The following is a 15954-nucleotide window of genomic DNA, read 5'->3' on the forward strand; positions in this document are numbered from 1 at the left end:
TATCAAACAAAAAGAGCGACTTCAAGTTAATTTTTTGCGTTACGCTTCCAAAATTCAATCCATTTACGATACTCCGATAATGTTTTATTGATTTGATGAATCGATTTCTCATCGTGTAATCCCGTATCGTCAATCTTCTCCTTACAATGCGTAATGAAAATTTCATTTCCCGGTAAAACATTTGCACGATTTGTGGCAAATACTTGTCGGAGATGAATTTGACATCTGGCCGTTCCGAGTATGCCTGGTGAGGCACCCCCAATCATGACCGGTTTATCTCGAAGCGGAGTACCCGGTTCGAGAGATAACCAGTCGATTGCATTCTTTAAGACACCAGGGATGCTATGATTATATTCCGGTGTGACAACCAACAATCCGTCGGCTTCACGGACGGCCTGTTTCAAAGAGGCAACAACTTCCGGTTCATCCGGATCAATCAAATCGTCGTTGAACAGTGGGAGCTCGATGGAGACGACTTCAATATCAAAATCATCTTTAGCCAGTTTAATAATCGAATGCAAAAGAGCGGTATTAAAAGATTTCTTTCGAAGACTCCCCGACATCGCAATTAATTTATATTTTCCCATGCTCTACCTCCTGAATCCACTGATTCACGATTTCCGCTTCTTCCTCAGGGCCTTCCATCATCCCCATGTGACTGTATGGGACAATCACTTTCGTATGACTATCAGCACCTAAAAATGCCCGTGCCTCGTCCATATTCGGATCTTTCTCCCCATATATGAATAAACCAGGGAGTTCAGTCGCCTGAACGGTATCGACTTCGTCTTCACGGTCACGAATTGCTCGTTGTGCGTTTACAACCCCTTCAACCGACATCTCGTATCCAATCTCGATTGCTTGTTCGATGAGTGCAGGACTTGACTCCTCCGAAAAGACATTCGGGATCATCCCGTCTATAAACGGCTTTACCCCTTCTTCAATGACCTTGTTGATTGCACCGTTCCGTTTTTCCTTTGCTTCTTCTGAATCAGAGGCAGCGGTCGAATGCATCAATCCAAAGCCGGATAATTCTCCAGCATAGCGACGAACAAGGTTGGTCGTCACATATCCTCCGAATGAATGTCCGATAACGAGTGGTTGTTCAAGATTTCGAAGTCGAATCTCTTCTATGACCCAATCTGCGAACTGGTCCATCGTTTCCGGTCCGACTTCCATTCCCGCATGACCCGGAAGCGTGAGTGCATGAACTTCGGCATTCAATAACGGTTCTAGCTGTTCAAAATATGTTGGCGAACCGCACAATCCATGTAACAATACGAGTGCTTTCATATCATTGAGTGCTCCTTTTCTTCCCATTCTGTTTTGAGTAGCCGATACATCGTCAAATCCATGAACCGACCATGGCTGTATGCATAATCATGTAAGAGACCTTCTTCTATAAATCCGAGTTTTTGAACGAGGCGATTCGACCCTTCATTTCCTGGTGCCACCAAGGCGGAGATTCGGTGAAACTTGAACTCTTCGAATCCATGTTGGATGACGGCAGTCGCCGCTTCAAAAGCCACCCCTTGTCTCCAGTAATGAGGAGAAACTTCGAATCCGATTTCAGCCCGGTAATACTGGGGTGTCCAATTATGAAAACCGATTGTCCCGATCAACTCGTTTGTCAATCGATCACAGATGGCCCAGCGAATCGCTTTGCCTTGTTGAAACTGGTCTTTAAAATAGGCGATGACATTTTTCGCCTCATAAACAGCAAGCAACGGGTCCGACCCATAATAACGCATCACTTCTTCAGTGGATAAGATGGTATAAAGTGCTCTAGCATCACGCGGTTCTAGCTCTCGCAGGATAAACCGGGGCGTAGCGAGCTCAGGAAAACTACGTTTCAATCCCCACATGTGGAACCCGCCTTTCCTATTCGTTTCCTCAAGTATACTTCTATTTTCCCAAATGTATCGAACTCAACCCTCTCGAACCGTCTCAAGATAGCGGAAATCATGTGTTTTTGCTACTATGAATGTAGTATGTTAAACCGAGGGGATACCATATGTCAAAACAACTTTTTTATTTAAAACAAGACCGAGATGTCCAGCGCTTTACGCTACATGGCGTGACATTGGCCGACATTACAGAGGCCCTTTCCGTCACGAGACCGATGATCATTTGTCGAACCGATATTAAAGGAATGAGGCAATCTTCTAGGTCGCGTTTCCGCTATATCGAAGCGCATGAGCTCTCTTCATTCTCGTCTAAGTATTTAAATAACCAAACGACATTCACTGCAATTGATTTCCCAGACTACAATACGCTTGAGACGCTGTCGGATCACGAAATCGCAGAGATCCTATTTTTAAGTCATATGGAGCGCGGGATTAAGAAACCGTTTCTGGATTCACTTGATAATGAGATTGCGTTCTTCAATGAAGCGAATGACCGTCACAGCAGTCTCTACATCCGTGATTGGTCGACGATCAATCGTTTCGTTCAAAACATATTGCAAAGCAAATTGGACCGAGACATCCGAAACATTAGCTTCGTGCCGATTCCGCTCCCTGTCATCGATGAATTGCTCGATTTGGCACCTCAAGGGCTCATCATCGATTTTGATCACACGAAACGAAGTCTATTCAATCGTCAAATCGTGATTTCCTTTTATGTGGCCGGTCGCTATGAAGACATGTCCGTCCTCGAAGAAGACTTTGATGCTAAAAAGGAATCAATTGCGCTGAAAGGTCAGCTATTGTATCGTCGTCGCACGTGGCACATTGAACGGTTATAAGGTCATGGATGTAAGAAATGCAATCGAACCTCTGAAAACGAGGTTCTTTTTTGTTATTTTCAGACCGATTGTTTCAAGTCAATTCCCTTCGTGAACGGGTATGAACGCTATTCTTAAAAATTGATAACAAATTGTCTTAATTTTTTGTTAAATTAACACTTTTCTTTTTCGGACGAGGCGTTATACTAGGAATAACCTTCTGGAGGAATGGAAGGCAATATAGAGAAAGCGAGGTGAAAATCTATTCATCACGCGGATGGATAGATACACGAAATGGAACAACTGAAAGTACAAGGAGTCTCTTCGTTCACCAAGTTTGCGACGAATGGAAAAATGCTGAAACTTAAAGATGCTCACGCAGGGGAACAACGCATTTCACTTCAGGATGCAACTGACATTCAAGTCTCTCTGCTCGACGAGGACCATTCGCGCTTCACTATATTTGGTCATGCCCACCCACTCGTGGAACTGACCCTTCCTCATAATTCTTGTGAAGTCCTCTATGCATGGTTACTCCACAAGATGAAACGACAAAAAATTAAACTCGCATCGAACGCGTAAAAAAATGAGGTCTTGTCTCCAGATGGGAGAAAGACCTCATTTTTCATATTATGAGAACAATGAAACGAGCCAACTAACCAAAATACCGACAAGGGCAAAGTCTGAATCTCCAAATGTCGTACTTTCAAACCCGAGATTCCCCAAAAGCGGTAAGAGGAGAGCCGGTAAGAAACTGATTAATACCCCGTTGGCGATCGATCCAAGAATCGCTCCGCGACGTCCACCGGTAGCGTTCCCGAATACTCCTGCTGTCGCTCCTGTGAAGAAGTGTGGAACCAGACCCGGTACAATGACAGCCAAACCGAATAAAGGTAAAAGGAACATCGAGAACAGTCCAGCTGCAAAGCTCGCTAAAAATCCGATGATGACCGCGTTCGGTGCAAATGGGAAGACGGTCGGGCAATCTAGCGCAGGTTTTGCGTTCGGTACCATTTTATCGGCAATCCCTTTGAAGGCCGGAACGATTTCTGCAATCAACATCCGTACACCGGCAAGAACGATATATACCCCTGCAGCGAATGTAATCGCTTGGATGATGGAGAAGACGATATAGTTCGACCCACCTGATAATTCCGTTTCCACAAATGCTGGTCCCGCAAAGATGGCGACGACAACAAATAATAAGGTCATCGTCAACGAGACAGCGACGGATGTGTCTCGTAGAAAGCCAAGTTGCTTTGGTACTTGAATTTGCTCTGTTGAATGCTCTTTATTTCCGGCATATTTTCCGATTGTTCCAGATATAAAGTAACCGAGTGAGCCGAAGTGTCCGACCGCAAAATCATCCGATCCCGTAATTTGTCGAACGAACGGTTGAAGAAGGGCTGGGAATAAGACCATACAAAGTCCAAGCAATACTGATCCAATGATAATCAAAAGCGTACCATCAAGGCCAGATACGGAAAGAATGGCTGCAAGTAAGCTCGCCATGAATAACGTATGATGACCCGTCAAGAAAATGTATTTAAATGGTGTGATGCGAGCCAGCACGATATTCATGACCATCCCGAAGACCATGATCATAGCTGTTTCAACACCGAATGCGTCTTGTGCAACTGCGACAATCGCTTCGTTGTTCGGGATGACTCCCCGGATACTAAACGCCTCGTCGAACATCTGTCCGAAAATGTCGAGAGCCGCAATGATGACGCCGGCCCCCGCTCCAATAATGACGAACCCCATAATCGTCTTCAGCGTACCAGAAACGATGGACGCTATGTCTTTCTTCTGTAGAACGAGCCCGATGAGCGCGAACAAACCGACCAGTATGGCAGGTGTCCCCAGTATATCTCGCATAATCAAGTCAAGCATAAGCGTTCCCCCTTTACGATGTCTTCTTTAGTTACACTTTTCCTTCAAGTTTTGATTTAATTTCCTCGATATTCATGACATTCTCAAGTGCAACAATCTCTTTCGCCCCATCATCGAGCGTGCCGATGATATCTTGTGCCCCAAGGTAAATGTCGGCAGGCTCAGTTCGCGCTGTCGCAATGTCCGTATGTGAAACATCCGCCTCTTTCCCCATTTGTTCGAGCGCTTTCTTCACGTTCAACTCCATAATGAAACTTGACCCTAATCCGTTCCCACATACTACTAAAATCTTTTTCATTTTTCTTCCTCCTCTGAATATCGATTGAGTATCTCTACAATTTTCTCTACCGTGTCTGCTTCTAATACGAGAGACACGTCTTGTTCATTTCCTAGCAACTCCGTCAACTGTGCAAGTGCTTTTAAATGAGTGGTCTGATCGATGGCCGCGAGCACAAAGAATGCACGGACTGGTTTATCCCCTGGAAAAAGGACAGGTTCTGTTAGTTTGAGGACGCTCATCCCCAGTTGATTCACACCATCTTCTGGTCGCGCATGCGGGATGGCAATCTGAGGCATGAGAACGATGTATGGCCCATGTTCTACTACGTTCTCAATCATCGTTTCAACGTAACGTGTGTCGATCGATCCGTTTTGGACAAGTGGTTCGGCCGCGAGACGAATGGACTCCTGCCAATTCGACACATGATCGCGAATTTGAATTTCATCTTTTGTTACGAGTTGATTTAGCACGGGTTGTCCCCCTTTCCATTCATCTGTCGTCGTTTCATCTTGGATGAGATGATTTAATTCTTTTCTCAATTGCGATTCTTGATGGATCGTCGCATATTTTTTCACCACTTCGAGAATGTCGGACACATCTAATCGAGCGAGTCCCCCATTCGAAAGAAAGCGCTGATGAATTTGTCGCTTCAAAGCTAGTTGTTCGAGCCTTGTCGGAAGTGTCGGAACGAGTGTCACATGTGCCTGTTGTTGAACGGCCAACGGCAAGGGGACCGTTGTGAAAATCAAATCGACAAGTGGAGCAAATTCTGACACGTCACGTTGTGAGATCGGTGGTAAAAATACAAAGTCCGGAAATTGATTCTTCAAAATATGGTCGAGCATATGCGACACGCTAATCCCGCTCGGGCATACGACAATCGCCTTCATTTTCTCATCAAGATGTTGCCCTTGTTGATGAAGATGCGCTGCAAAATGCAACGTGAAATACATGACTTCCGTTTTCGGAAGTTCTGCCTGAATTTGCTTTCGGATTGGGTCGAGTGAACGATCGACAATCACATTCAATACCCGGTGTTCTTTCAACACATATCTTTCTAACTCTTCTGGCGGCATGACTTCCGTATGAACACGTTTAAGTGTCGCTTTGGCGTGAAGCACTAACTTCTCACATAATGCCTCCCGTTCAATGACACGTGTACAACTCAATCCCTCGAATCGCTCGATCACCTGAATCATCGTAGCGGCAAGATTTTGCTGAACCGTTTCATCCATCTCTTCCGACACTTTCGGACCACTTTGGATGAGCATCATCAACATATTCCACAGTTGTGGCACATCTTGAAAGTGCGTCCTTACAGACTGTTCAACTTTTTCTACCAACCAAGAGTCCTCATCACGAACGAATGTATCCGGCGATAATCTCGAACCAATCAGAAGGAAATAGGCCATTTTTTCGCGATGACTTTCCACAAATTGAAACTGTTTGAGGGTTTCAAACTGCTCAATCTGACGGACTCGCTCTTTGAACTCCTCTTGCCAATCGTCAAAGCATAGGTCGAGCAATTGTGAGAACGTCGATTTATCGAGTAATTGTTCAATCGTCCGATACACATACAACGTGATCGTTTGGAAATGACCGTTAAACCGATAGCCTTCTTTTCTCGTATAAGAGAAATCGAGACCGAATTGTGCAGCCTTTTTCTTGATCGTATTTAAACTTTCTTGAACGGTATATTTGGACACATCTAACAAATGTTGAAAGTGAAAACTTGAGAGAAACTCTTCTTGTGTCATGGCATAGAGCGTGATGACAAGCTCACGTTCTTCTTCTGACCAAACTAATTCCGCACGTTCCACTTGCTCAATCAATGCTTCTGTCACTGTCAATTCAATTTTTGCCCCATCCACCTTCAGATTGGATAGACCAGAACCATCAAGCCATTCCTGAATACGCTCTAGTTCATATTCGATTGTCCGACGAGAATACGGGAGCATCATCGTTAACGTTTCGATGGTCATCTGCTTTTCATGCAGGATGACATTTAATATTCGTTTACTTTTCTCATTCAATTGCATGGTAGAGGCCTCCTACACCTGTAGTATAAAACGAATCGACCCTAAAAATGTAAGCGGTTACGACAGACTTTTCGGAGACACTTCCACAAACTTCTGTCTGTACATGAACACAAAGAAAAGAGATGAACGAATCGTTTCCATTCGTTCATCTCTTTTTCTGTTAAGAAGTCGGTGCAACCGGATTACGGCGATAAATTGTGATTCCGCCATGCTTGGCTTCGCCCACAACTTGGAAGAGCCAGCCTTTCTGAATCAAAATCGTACGAGCGTTCAAAAAATCTTCTCGGGGCACCTGGACTTCGTCCACTTCTTGATCAAGCAATTGTTGGAACTTCATTTCCCAATCAGTCATGTCCATTCTCCTTACGTGCGTCTTCTTCTCGAATCCATTCGAACAGTCGGCGTCCTGAATCCAATCGATCGGTCGCATCCCATAACTCGTTCGGGACGCCGGGAACGCCATCAATTGTCTCTTCTCCTGCAAAGACGACACGTTCATTCGTCATCTTTTCAAGATAGTCGAGCGCAAACGATAAGATTGACGTCTCCGAGACGTGCCCACTTCCCTGCAAGGCAAAATCGTATGACTCGTCTCGTTGATTATTCACGAGTAACGTTCGTCCCCCGTCAAGTAACGCCATCGGAGGGACGGCATCAACGTGGAAAACTTCATACGAGCGATACGTTTCCTCATCATAAGCTAACAACGGAACGAATTGGCGTTGACCCGTCCATTTCTTCAGTTGGAACAAAATTTTCATCGAAGTGAACCATGTGGCCCCTTCTATATTCTTTTCCACCAAAATCGTAGGCACCGACGCTTCATCCGCTTCTTTCTTTTGAACAAATAACCACTTCTCTACATCTACAACGACGATCAAACTGTTTTCCTCCTTATAAACCATTCAGACAAGGCAATCATGGTCAGCGCGACGAGCCAGCCACCAATCACGTCACTAAAATAATGGACGTTCAAGACGACTCGACTGAGCGATACTGCAAGGACGAGACAGATCAGTACGAAGATGGCGAATTTTGACTGCCCCTTTCGATACAGCACATAAGCCGTCAATCCATATAACGCAAGCGATCCAGATGCATGACCGCTCGGAAAGCTATACGTTGTCGCATCGAGGGACGCATCAATAAGCGGGCGATCAATCCCATAGACGAGCTTTAGCACTTGTGTGAAAAGGAGCGTCCCAATCCCTACGAGCGCAAGTCGCCATGCCTCGACGCGATCACCGCGCCAGAACCAAAACAATAAACCTAAAATCGATAGCCCGACAATGACCTGCGCGCTCCCTAACTCCGTGACGTATGCAAACACACGATCCGGTAGCGGTTGTAACAACTCATATACGAACGTATTCATGGGACCGACAGCTCCCAAAACGACAAACACCGACACGATCACATAAGCAATCGTCCCGGTGATGACCACCTGCATCGGTGTCAACTTCATCAATACAACCCTTTTCGTTCACGCATCTCTTCTTCACCGAAGTCGACCATGTCGCGAAGACGGTGTGCCAATCGCCCAGACGCGTTCGCTGCAATCGCGCCGACGAGGTCGTCCATGAACGTATGCACTTGTCCGTCATCCATTTTCGTATCGAGCTGTTTGATAATGCCGATTTTTGCCTTGTCTAAGTACCCGAACGTCGTTACGGCAATCGAACCATATGTGTTCACGGCACCAATTGCGATCGTTTCATCAACTCCAAATAAGCCTTCGTCAGATGCGATGATAGACAAAAGCGGTTCAGACAGTTGTCCCTTCTCCGCCAACATATCGAGCTCCGATCCGACGAGAATGGCATGTTGCAATTCACGTTTTTCGAGAACCGCCTCGACGGAATCCTTACAATCTTTTAGCGAAAGATGCGGCGAGTAAGGCGCCTGCATCTGATAAACGATTTCGGCAATCGATTCAATCGTGACGCCGCGCTCGAGCAGGCGAGCACGAGCTGCTTCACGGACATCTCGTGAGTGTGGTACGTGTTTCATAATAGGCGCAGGATTAAAATCCCGCTTCACATCCCTTCGTTCAGAGAGTCATCATCTCTCTAGTTAATATAACCATTATACTGAAAAATCGAAAAAAGACGAACCCTGCTTTGACTTCCCTCATTAAATCGGTCATCATAAACATGTAGGTTAAACGATTAAAGGGGGAAGAGGAATGAAGATTGGGGTAGTCTTATTTCCGTCTAAACAAGTGCAAGATTTTGCGAACTCTTATCGAAAACGGTATGACACAAAATATGCGTTGATTTCACCTCACGTGACCATCAAGGAACGGACGGAGGTGTCCGAAGAAGACTTGCCAAAAGTACTGGAGTACTTGCAACAAGTCGCGGATTCGACTAAACCGATTCAATTAAAAGTCGATGGTGTCCGCTCTTTTGCGCCGACGAACAACGTGCTGTATTTGAAAGTGTTGCCGACACGTGAACTTTCTGCTCTGCAGCAGCGACTTCACGAAGACGTGCTCGGTCAGGCACCAAAATATGAATTCTTGCCACATATCACAATCGGTCAAGATCTGACCGATGCCGAACTGTTCGATGTCCTCGAACGGATGCGGATGGAGCAAGTCCATTTCGAAGAAACGATCACTCGGATGGCTGTCATGTACGAACTCGAAAATGAAACATGGAACGTCTATGAGACGTTCCGTTTCCGAGGCTAATCTTATATGCTCCGGTCGACAAAACGACCGGGGTTTTTTTCTTGCTCTTCTTCTAACCATTCTTCTCGCCGAGGTCGGATGCGTTGGACGCGTTTGATGCGCGTCACTGGTTCGATGCTGGCTCGACCTGAAGGCTGGACTTGGCGGTTGACGTACTGAACGACAGTAAAATCAATCTGATAAGGACCCATGATCTGACCTCCTTCATAGGTCCTTACCCCATTCAACCGCTAGATAATACAAAAATGGCGCATCACTGCGCCATTTCCCAAACTTATAAAATATGGTATCCGCTATCGACGTGAATCACTTCACCCGTGACGCCGCTTCCCATTCCCGAGAGAAGGAAGAGTCCTGTCGACGCAACTTCTTCTGCAGAGACGTTTCGACGTAACGGCGCTTTTTGTTCAAGCTCCGAGAGGATACTGTTGAAGTCGCCTACCCCTTTAGCCGACAAGGTACGAATCGGACCAGCCGAGATTGCATTGACACGAACGCCGTGCGGACCGTACTCGTTTGCCAAGTACTTGACACTTGAGTCAAGCGCCGCTTTCGCGACACCCATCAAGTTATAGTTTGGAACGACGCGCTCCCCACCGAGGTATGTCAACGTGATCACTGAGGCATCTGATGCGAAATATGGTTTCGCCGCTTTCACGACAGCCGTCAAACTGTACGCCGAGATGTCTAACGCCTGCGCGAATTGTCCACGTGTCATTTCCGAGAATTCGCCGCGAAGCGCTTCTTTATCCGCAAACGCGATCGAGTGGGCAATCCCTTGAATCTCCCCTGCTTGTTCATGGATTGAACGGAATGTCGTTTCAATCGCTTCGTCATTTGTTACGTCACACTCGAGCAAAATCGCTTCTTGTTTCAACTCGCTCGCAAGTGATTCAAGACTTGATTTGAAACGTTCTGCCGCATACGTTAATACGAGCTTCGCTCCCGCTTCATCAAGTGTTTTGGCAATCGCCCATGCGATGGAACGCTTGTTGGCAATCCCCATGACGACATAAGTTTTATTCGTTAACGTTGGAAAAATTGACATCATAAACTCCCCTTTTTAGTACCTGGTGATAATATCTGTTCTCAGATTACAGAAAGGTTTCTGTTTTGTCAACCGGCTCGTTTCGTATTGCGATTTTTTTAAGTTGCGGTAAGATAAAATACGTATAGAAAGGGTGACTCGACTCCATTATGAACCGTATTCAATCATATTTTAAAAGTATAGACACGACGCTATTGACCATCGTCTTCCTATTAATGATCATCAGCCTCGGTGCAATTTATACGGCACAACCGATGTTGCCGACCCGACTTCAACATATCAACTTCGCTCTCGAACAGGGAATTCGATACGTCATCGGCTTTTTCGCGATGTTTGCCATCATGACAATCGAGTACGAGCAGCTCCGAAAAATCCATTGGTACTTATATGCATTCGGTCTCCTTTTACTCGTCGGACTCATTCCGCTCCGCGACACGACACTCGTCCCGAACATCAACGGGGCGTATGGATGGTATAACGTACCGGGATTCAGTTTCCAACCGGCAGAGTTCATGAAGTTGTTCCTTCTCATTTCAATGTCGACGATTGTATATGACCACAACAAGCGATACGGCTCGTCTCAACTCGACACGTGGCTGTTAGTCAAATTGGTGTTAGTCGCTATTCCACCGCTCGGTCTGATTGTAACGCAACCGGACTTAGGAACTGGACTCGTCTTGATGACGATGCTCGGCGCAATCATCATCGTCTCCGGTATCGGCTGGAAATGGTTACTCGGTCTGTTCAGCGCAGCTGCTCTGACCATTGGAACCTTCATGTATTTGTTCTTCTCTCATTTCGAAGTGCTACAGGCGTTCGTACCAGGTCACGCCCTGAACCGATTCCAGGCGTGGATCTATCCTTATGAGTATTCGGACGACTTGGCGTTCCAGCTGATCAAATCATTGCAGGCGATTGGATCCGGTCAAATGTTCGGAGCCGGATATGGACAAGGACTCGTCTATCTACCGGAATCACAGACGGACTTCATCTTCGCTGTCATCGCCGAGCATTACGGGTTCATCGGCGCGGCGCTCGTGATTATCGTCTTCTTCTTATTCCTCTATCGCATGATTCATATTGCGCTTGAATCAAGTAGTGCGTTTGGAAGTTACATCGTCACTGGCGTTATTGCCATGTTCACGTTCCAAGTGTTCCAAAACATCGGGATGACGATTGGTGTATTGCCAATCACTGGACTCACCCTTCCATTCGTCAGTTATGGAGGAACGGGGATTATCATGAACATGATTGCCATCGGTCTTGTCATGAACGTCGCTTCTAAATCAAAAACCTATATGTTTGATGACGATTGAAAAAATCCCTTCAAGGCTATTGAGGCCTTGAAGGGATTTTGTCATAAATATCGAAAATCTTCCGGGATTGGTGCTTCAATCATCACTTCTTCCCCTGTCATCGGATGAATAAAGTGTGCAGAGGCGCTGTGAAGGGCGTGACGTGACATTCGAGCCGCTCCCCCATACATCGAGTCCCCAATCAGCGGATGACCGATATGACGCAAATGAACGCGAATTTGATGGGTACGTCCCGTCTCGAGTCGAATCGTCAACAATGAGTCGCCACCAAACTGCCGACAATCGAGTATGTGTGTGACGGCTCGCTGTCCGTCTTCTGTCACGATTCGTTCCATGATTGAATTCTCAGCACGCCCAATCGGTGCATCGATCGTTTGGATAGAGACTTCCCCTTCCACAAGTGCCACATAAGAACGTGTGAGCGCATTGGCTTTCTGGAGTTCACTAAACCGATGGTGAATGAATCCATACTTCGCAAACAAGACGACACCGCTCGTATCGCGATCGAGTCGATTGATCACATGAATCGCAGATGTCAAACCGATTTGTCGATAGTAACCGAGTACGGCGTTCGCGAGTGTGTCGGTCGGATGCAGTCGTGATGGAATCGTCGCGATTCCTGCCGGTTTATCGACCGCCAGTACCGTCTCATCCTCATACAAAATGTGAATCGGCCTATCCGAGATGACCATATCTGTCGAAGGAGACTCAGGTGGGAATCGTACCACTACTTCATCTCCTGGTTCGAGAACGTGCCGAACCGTACGATGGATCCCGTTCACCTCGATTTGCCCTTCATGCTTTACGAGCGTGAGCATCTTTCGAGAGATTCCGAGGTCTTGCATTAAAAAGTCGCGCAGTGGAATAGCCTTCTCCACAACGCGACGAATCATAAATCCTTGCATTCGTTACTTTCCTTCCTCAATGAACGATTCGCGTACACGTCGCCAAAATGGAAATGGGCGGAAACGGGCGAACGTCACTTTTTCTTTTGCGACCGCGCAACGAATCGACACGACATCTGACCAAGACAAAGCCTCTTGATGGTCAAACGCCAATTCGAATTCCGTTTTCGTATGCGGCTTGATTTTCACTTGATGATGTTTCGGCAAAAGGAGCGGCGCCCCGATCGTCCGATAGACCAGATTATTGATAGAAGCCATTTCCGTCACTTGGATTGCTTCAATCGACGGATGGACAATTGCACCACCGAGTGCTTTGTTATAGGCAGTCGAACCAGACGGGGTCGAGATACACAGCCCATCTCCACGGAACGTTTCAAAATAATCATCGCGAATCGACAAATCACAGACGAGTGTCCGCTTGTAGTTTTTAATCGTACAATCGTTCATCGCCAATTGACGATCGGTCTTTCCGTTCTCGTAATCAATCAGCACTTCGACGAGCGGGTACGAGACCGGTTCGAACGACTCACTCGTAATCATTTCCGTCAGTTCATCCAATTCATCCGGTTGCCAATCCGCATAAAATCCGAGGTGTCCGGTATGGATGCCGACGAGAAGCGTTTCATCGAGGCGGTCAATATACTTATGGAACGCTTGTAACATCGTCCCGTCCCCACCGACTGATACGACGATGCGTGGTTCTTCCGATAACGTATGTCCAGCGGCTTCAAGTTTTTCAGTCAGTTCCTGGGCGATTTCCGCTGATCGCGCATCTCCCCTCGATACAATCGCAAACTGCATATCGATTTCCCCCTAGTCCTCGTCTGTTTTCACATTCATCTCTTTATCCCGAAACACTTGCTGCGCGTCTTGAATCTCGACACGGAGTTGACTCATCTCTGCATCAAGAAGAAATGCCGCCTCAGCCGCACGTCTCAATCGTTCTTGTACTTCAAGAGGCATATCGCCATCATATTTATAATTTAAAGAATGCTCGATTGTAGCCCAAAAGTTCATCGCAAGAGTACGAATCTGTACTTCGACAAGCGTCGGAATCTCCCCATGAATCGTCTGGACCGGATATTCAATAATGACATGATACGACCGGTAGCCAGAATCTTTCTGATGCGTAATATAATTGCGTTCTTCCACTATTTTAAAATCCGTCCGACGATGAAGCAAATCCAAGACGTGAACGATATCATCGACAAACTGGCACATGATTCGTAATCCAGCAATATCTTGCATGTCGGTCGACAGTTCATGATCCGCGATATTCTTTCGCTTCGCTTTCTCAAGGATGCTCCCGACCGGTTTGACACGACCTGTGACAAATTCAATCGGAGAATGCTCATTTTGCGACTTGAATTGCTTACGAACGGCTTTTAACTTTACTTTCAATTCGTCTACCGCGATTTGATACGGTACTAAAAACTGATCCCAGTTCACTGATTGCATACGCTGTCACCACTTTCGTTCTTTTCCGGAAAAAACGCGTCCTTTCCGTATGTATCCGTTTGTATGGTATCATAAACGAACAATTGTTCATAGAATGGAGCGATGATTTATGACCCAAGAAGTGGAAATTGAATTTAAATCGATGTTGACAAAAGATGAGTATGAAAAACTGATTCAAGCTTACAAACTAGAAGATCAAGTCCGCTGGCAAGCGAACGATTATTTCGACACGCCTACCTTTCAGCTAAAGAAACAAGGCGCTGCCCTTCGTATTCGTGAGAAGAAACATGGTCAGGTATTGACATTGAAACAACCGAACGAAGTCGGATTGCTTGAAACGCATGCCTCAATCACTGAAGAAGAAGCGGAAGACTTATTCAAGTATGGAATCATTCATGATGATCAAATGAAGCAAGCCCTCGCCCCATTTCAACTGAATGCTGCACTCGAACACCTCGGACGCCTCGAGACGAATCGAGCCGAACATCAAACGGAAGATGGTCTTCTCGTTTTAGACGAAAGCCATTATTTGGAGACGACCGACTATGAAATAGAATTTGAAGTCACAAATGAAGAAGCGGGCAAACGTGCATTCGAACGACTGTTAGCAGAGCACGGTCTCCCGTACCGTCCCGCCAAAAATAAAATTGTTCGATTCATGGAATTAAAAATGAGTCGGTCTGAAGGTTGAGCAGATACATTGCCAACCTTTTTTTTTCGTTGCTACAATGAGTTTACAAAGTTAAATGAGTTTTTTGCCGAGAGGAGGCGACACAAATGGAACTTGAACAATGTAATGGGTCATCCTGTTCACTGGAAGAAACTCCTATTCAAGTAACGTATAAGCCATTGGAGTTATTCTATTTCATGGACATCTCGAGTCCTGAAAATTTTCACGTGATGACACTGATCAAAAAGTTAGAGATTGAATACGGACATGTGATTCGTTTCCGAATGGTCTCTACCGTTCCTAGCTGTGTTGGCGGATGTCAGGAAGAAGTTCGCCTTCTCACAATGATCAAAGCGCTAGAATTACAAGGGAAACGTCATGCGATGCGTTTTTTACGTCATTTGCATGTGAATGATTTATTCTCTGGTAAACAGTTAAGCTCAATTGATTTATGGGAAATCGCACGGTCTTTCAAAGAGTATGGTCTGGATTTGGATGAACTTGAAGCCGATCTTCAATCGAACCAGCTCTTGAATGCTTTAGCAGTCGATCATCAAGTGCTGAAAGATTGGGAGATTGAGTCATTGCCCGCCCTAACGTTCGTGACGCGCGATGAAGCATTGAAGATTGAAGGGGTTTATCCGTACGACGTATATCAATCGGTCATGACCGAGTTGCTCGGTTACGCTCCGAGCCGTTCGACCGACTGGGATGTAGCCAAAGTGTTGGCTCGTTATGACGCGTCGACGATTACTGAACTATCGTATATTCTAGACTTAGATAAAACTGTGATTGAACGGGAACTGAAGAAGCTCTCCTTGCAGCAACGCTGCCGTCCTGTACCGGGATGTAGCGGTGAAGCATGGGCGCAAACGAAATAAAAAAGAACCCCACGGCCGGGGAGCCGTGGGGTTTTTGACGTCTC

The 15954-nt window shown here is 46.1% G+C and carries 21 protein-coding genes; 6 read left to right on the forward strand and 15 right to left on the reverse strand.

The features are described from left to right. Positions 1-26: 26 nt before the first annotated feature. Genes PJK55_RS05495 through PJK55_RS05505 form a run of 3 tightly spaced genes read right to left on the reverse strand, consistent with a single transcriptional unit; the run spans position 27 to position 1865 of the window. Positions 27-587, reverse strand: a complete 561-nt coding sequence (locus PJK55_RS05495) for an NADPH-dependent FMN reductase (RefSeq protein WP_271305047.1) — start codon at positions 585-587, stop codon at positions 27-29. Next, a complete protein-coding gene (locus PJK55_RS05500) occupies positions 574-1293 on the reverse strand; it encodes an alpha/beta fold hydrolase (RefSeq protein ID WP_271305048.1) in 720 nt (239 codons plus the stop codon). The genes PJK55_RS05495 and PJK55_RS05500 overlap by 14 nt, the downstream gene beginning before the upstream one ends. Further along, entirely contained in the window at positions 1290-1865 is a 576-nt protein-coding gene (locus tag PJK55_RS05505) for a GNAT family N-acetyltransferase (protein WP_214695532.1), read from the reverse strand. Before PJK55_RS05505 ends, PJK55_RS05500 begins: the two co-directional genes overlap by 4 nt. Positions 1866-2014: 149 nt before the next feature. Here PJK55_RS05505 and PJK55_RS05510 point away from each other — a divergent pair, with 149 nt between their 5' ends. Both PJK55_RS05510 and PJK55_RS05515 read left to right on the forward strand, forming a co-directional pair. After that, positions 2015-2746 carry a hypothetical protein gene (locus PJK55_RS05510; RefSeq protein ID WP_271305049.1) on the forward strand — a complete coding sequence of 244 codons (732 nt, stop codon included), beginning with the start codon at positions 2015-2017 and terminating at the stop codon, positions 2744-2746. A 273-nt stretch (positions 2747-3019) separates the two neighbouring features. Further along, a complete protein-coding gene (locus tag PJK55_RS05515) occupies positions 3020-3307 on the forward strand; it encodes a hypothetical protein (RefSeq protein ID WP_015881237.1) in 288 nt (95 codons plus the stop codon). 48 nt (positions 3308-3355) lie between these two features. Here PJK55_RS05515 and PJK55_RS05520 read toward each other — a convergent pair whose 3' ends face one another. The 7 genes from PJK55_RS05520 to PJK55_RS05550 form a co-directional block, all read right to left on the reverse strand. Continuing rightward, positions 3356-4618 (reverse strand): PTS ascorbate transporter subunit IIC, encoded by a 1263-nt coding sequence (locus tag PJK55_RS05520; protein WP_214748392.1) that lies wholly within the window; start codon positions 4616-4618, stop codon positions 3356-3358. Between the two features lie 31 nt (positions 4619-4649). Then, positions 4650-4916 (reverse strand): PTS sugar transporter subunit IIB, encoded by a 267-nt coding sequence (locus PJK55_RS05525; RefSeq protein WP_214739852.1) that lies wholly within the window; start codon positions 4914-4916, stop codon positions 4650-4652. Continuing rightward, complete coding sequence (locus PJK55_RS05530) at positions 4913-6937, reverse strand: BglG family transcription antiterminator (RefSeq protein WP_271305050.1); 2025 nt, start codon at positions 6935-6937, stop codon at positions 4913-4915. The genes PJK55_RS05525 and PJK55_RS05530 overlap by 4 nt, the downstream gene beginning before the upstream one ends. A gap of 160 nt (positions 6938-7097) precedes the next feature. Beyond that, positions 7098-7289 (reverse strand): hypothetical protein, encoded by a 192-nt coding sequence (locus PJK55_RS05535; RefSeq protein ID WP_271305051.1) that lies wholly within the window; start codon positions 7287-7289, stop codon positions 7098-7100. Then, complete coding sequence (locus PJK55_RS05540; RefSeq protein ID WP_271305052.1) at positions 7282-7818, reverse strand: hypothetical protein; 537 nt, start codon at positions 7816-7818, stop codon at positions 7282-7284. The genes PJK55_RS05535 and PJK55_RS05540 overlap by 8 nt, the downstream gene beginning before the upstream one ends. Further along, complete coding sequence (locus tag PJK55_RS05545; protein WP_271305053.1) at positions 7815-8402, reverse strand: phosphatase PAP2 family protein; 588 nt, start codon at positions 8400-8402, stop codon at positions 7815-7817. The genes PJK55_RS05540 and PJK55_RS05545 overlap by 4 nt, the downstream gene beginning before the upstream one ends. Further along, positions 8402-8947: a phosphatidylglycerophosphatase A family protein gene (locus PJK55_RS05550; protein ID WP_074035049.1), complete on the reverse strand. Its 546-nt coding sequence runs from the start codon at positions 8945-8947 to the stop codon at positions 8402-8404. Before PJK55_RS05550 ends, PJK55_RS05545 begins: the two co-directional genes overlap by 1 nt. Positions 8948-9122: 175 nt before the next feature. Between PJK55_RS05550 and PJK55_RS05555 the strand changes: the two genes are divergently transcribed. Further along, positions 9123-9632: a YjcG family protein gene (locus PJK55_RS05555; RefSeq protein WP_214695523.1), complete on the forward strand. Its 510-nt coding sequence runs from the start codon at positions 9123-9125 to the stop codon at positions 9630-9632. A gap of 2 nt (positions 9633-9634) precedes the next feature. On the opposite strand, the gene PJK55_RS05560 is transcribed toward PJK55_RS05555, so the two are convergent. Both PJK55_RS05560 and fabI read right to left on the reverse strand, forming a co-directional pair. Further along, positions 9635-9823: a hypothetical protein gene (locus tag PJK55_RS05560; protein WP_074035057.1), complete on the reverse strand. Its 189-nt coding sequence runs from the start codon at positions 9821-9823 to the stop codon at positions 9635-9637. Positions 9824-9906: 83 nt separating this feature from the next. Continuing rightward, positions 9907-10680, reverse strand: a complete 774-nt coding sequence (gene fabI / locus PJK55_RS05565) for an enoyl-ACP reductase FabI (RefSeq protein ID WP_214695521.1) — start codon at positions 10678-10680, stop codon at positions 9907-9909. Positions 10681-10829: 149 nt separating this feature from the next. Here fabI and PJK55_RS05570 point away from each other — a divergent pair, with 149 nt between their 5' ends. Then, complete coding sequence (locus tag PJK55_RS05570) at positions 10830-11996, forward strand: FtsW/RodA/SpoVE family cell cycle protein (protein WP_271305054.1); 1167 nt, start codon at positions 10830-10832, stop codon at positions 11994-11996. A gap of 41 nt (positions 11997-12037) precedes the next feature. Here the strand turns inward: PJK55_RS05570 and PJK55_RS05575 are convergent, their stop codons facing one another. The 3 genes from PJK55_RS05575 to PJK55_RS05585 are packed head-to-tail and all read right to left on the reverse strand — an operon-like array spanning position 12038 to position 14359. After that, entirely contained in the window at positions 12038-12901 is an 864-nt protein-coding gene (locus PJK55_RS05575) for an RluA family pseudouridine synthase (protein WP_271305055.1), read from the reverse strand. Between the two features lie 3 nt (positions 12902-12904). After that, a complete protein-coding gene (locus tag PJK55_RS05580) occupies positions 12905-13702 on the reverse strand; it encodes an NAD kinase (protein ID WP_214695497.1) in 798 nt (265 codons plus the stop codon). Positions 13703-13714: 12 nt separating this feature from the next. Continuing rightward, positions 13715-14359 (reverse strand): GTP pyrophosphokinase, encoded by a 645-nt coding sequence (locus PJK55_RS05585; RefSeq protein ID WP_271305056.1) that lies wholly within the window; start codon positions 14357-14359, stop codon positions 13715-13717. Between the two features lie 109 nt (positions 14360-14468). Between PJK55_RS05585 and PJK55_RS05590 the strand changes: the two genes are divergently transcribed. Both PJK55_RS05590 and PJK55_RS05595 read left to right on the forward strand, forming a co-directional pair. Beyond that, positions 14469-15050: a CYTH domain-containing protein gene (locus PJK55_RS05590; RefSeq protein ID WP_271305057.1), complete on the forward strand. Its 582-nt coding sequence runs from the start codon at positions 14469-14471 to the stop codon at positions 15048-15050. 86 nt (positions 15051-15136) lie between these two features. Next, positions 15137-15910, forward strand: coding sequence for a DsbA family protein (locus PJK55_RS05595; RefSeq protein WP_224860527.1), 774 nt, complete (start codon positions 15137-15139; stop codon positions 15908-15910). Positions 15911-15954: the final 44 nt, after the last annotated feature.

The sequence above is a fragment of the Exiguobacterium sp. MMG028 genome (assembly GCF_027947425.1).
Classification (GTDB): Bacteria; Bacillota; Bacilli; order Exiguobacteriales; family Exiguobacteriaceae; genus Exiguobacterium; species Exiguobacterium aestuarii_A.

What these genes read in the sequence shown, in the direction of transcription:
- PJK55_RS05505 (WP_214695532.1), bottom strand. Translation starts at nt 1,865, where the DNA reads ATGTGGGGATTGAAACGTAGTTTTCCTGAGCTCGCTACGCCCCGGTTT.
- PJK55_RS05515 (WP_015881237.1), top strand. Translation starts at nt 3,020, where the DNA reads ATGGAACAACTGAAAGTACAAGGAGTCTCTTCGTTCACCAAGTTTGCG.
- PJK55_RS05560 (WP_074035057.1), bottom strand. Translation starts at nt 9,823, where the DNA reads ATGGGTCCTTATCAGATTGATTTTACTGTCGTTCAGTACGTCAACCGC.
- PJK55_RS05585 (WP_271305056.1), bottom strand. Translation starts at nt 14,359, where the DNA reads ATGCAATCAGTGAACTGGGATCAGTTTTTAGTACCGTATCAAATCGCG.
- PJK55_RS05495 (WP_271305047.1), bottom strand. Translation starts at nt 587, where the DNA reads ATGGGAAAATATAAATTAATTGCGATGTCGGGGAGTCTTCGAAAGAAA.
- PJK55_RS05595 (WP_224860527.1), top strand. Translation starts at nt 15,137, where the DNA reads ATGGAACTTGAACAATGTAATGGGTCATCCTGTTCACTGGAAGAAACT.
- PJK55_RS05525 (WP_214739852.1), bottom strand. Translation starts at nt 4,916, where the DNA reads ATGAAAAAGATTTTAGTAGTATGTGGGAACGGATTAGGGTCAAGTTTC.
- PJK55_RS05590 (WP_271305057.1), top strand. Translation starts at nt 14,469, where the DNA reads ATGACCCAAGAAGTGGAAATTGAATTTAAATCGATGTTGACAAAAGAT.
- PJK55_RS05510 (WP_271305049.1), top strand. Translation starts at nt 2,015, where the DNA reads ATGTCAAAACAACTTTTTTATTTAAAACAAGACCGAGATGTCCAGCGC.
- PJK55_RS05555 (WP_214695523.1), top strand. Translation starts at nt 9,123, where the DNA reads ATGAAGATTGGGGTAGTCTTATTTCCGTCTAAACAAGTGCAAGATTTT.
- PJK55_RS05580 (WP_214695497.1), bottom strand. Translation starts at nt 13,702, where the DNA reads ATGCAGTTTGCGATTGTATCGAGGGGAGATGCGCGATCAGCGGAAATC.
- PJK55_RS05550 (WP_074035049.1), bottom strand. Translation starts at nt 8,947, where the DNA reads ATGAAACACGTACCACACTCACGAGATGTCCGTGAAGCAGCTCGTGCT.
- PJK55_RS05575 (WP_271305055.1), bottom strand. Translation starts at nt 12,901, where the DNA reads ATGCAAGGATTTATGATTCGTCGCGTTGTGGAGAAGGCTATTCCACTG.
- PJK55_RS05535 (WP_271305051.1), bottom strand. Translation starts at nt 7,289, where the DNA reads ATGACTGATTGGGAAATGAAGTTCCAACAATTGCTTGATCAAGAAGTG.
- fabI (WP_214695521.1), bottom strand. Translation starts at nt 10,680, where the DNA reads ATGTCAATTTTTCCAACGTTAACGAATAAAACTTATGTCGTCATGGGG.
- PJK55_RS05500 (WP_271305048.1), bottom strand. Translation starts at nt 1,293, where the DNA reads ATGAAAGCACTCGTATTGTTACATGGATTGTGCGGTTCGCCAACATAT.
- PJK55_RS05530 (WP_271305050.1), bottom strand. Translation starts at nt 6,937, where the DNA reads ATGCAATTGAATGAGAAAAGTAAACGAATATTAAATGTCATCCTGCAT.
- PJK55_RS05570 (WP_271305054.1), top strand. Translation starts at nt 10,830, where the DNA reads ATGAACCGTATTCAATCATATTTTAAAAGTATAGACACGACGCTATTG.
- PJK55_RS05520 (WP_214748392.1), bottom strand. Translation starts at nt 4,618, where the DNA reads ATGCTTGACTTGATTATGCGAGATATACTGGGGACACCTGCCATACTG.
- PJK55_RS05545 (WP_271305053.1), bottom strand. Translation starts at nt 8,402, where the DNA reads ATGAAGTTGACACCGATGCAGGTGGTCATCACCGGGACGATTGCTTAT.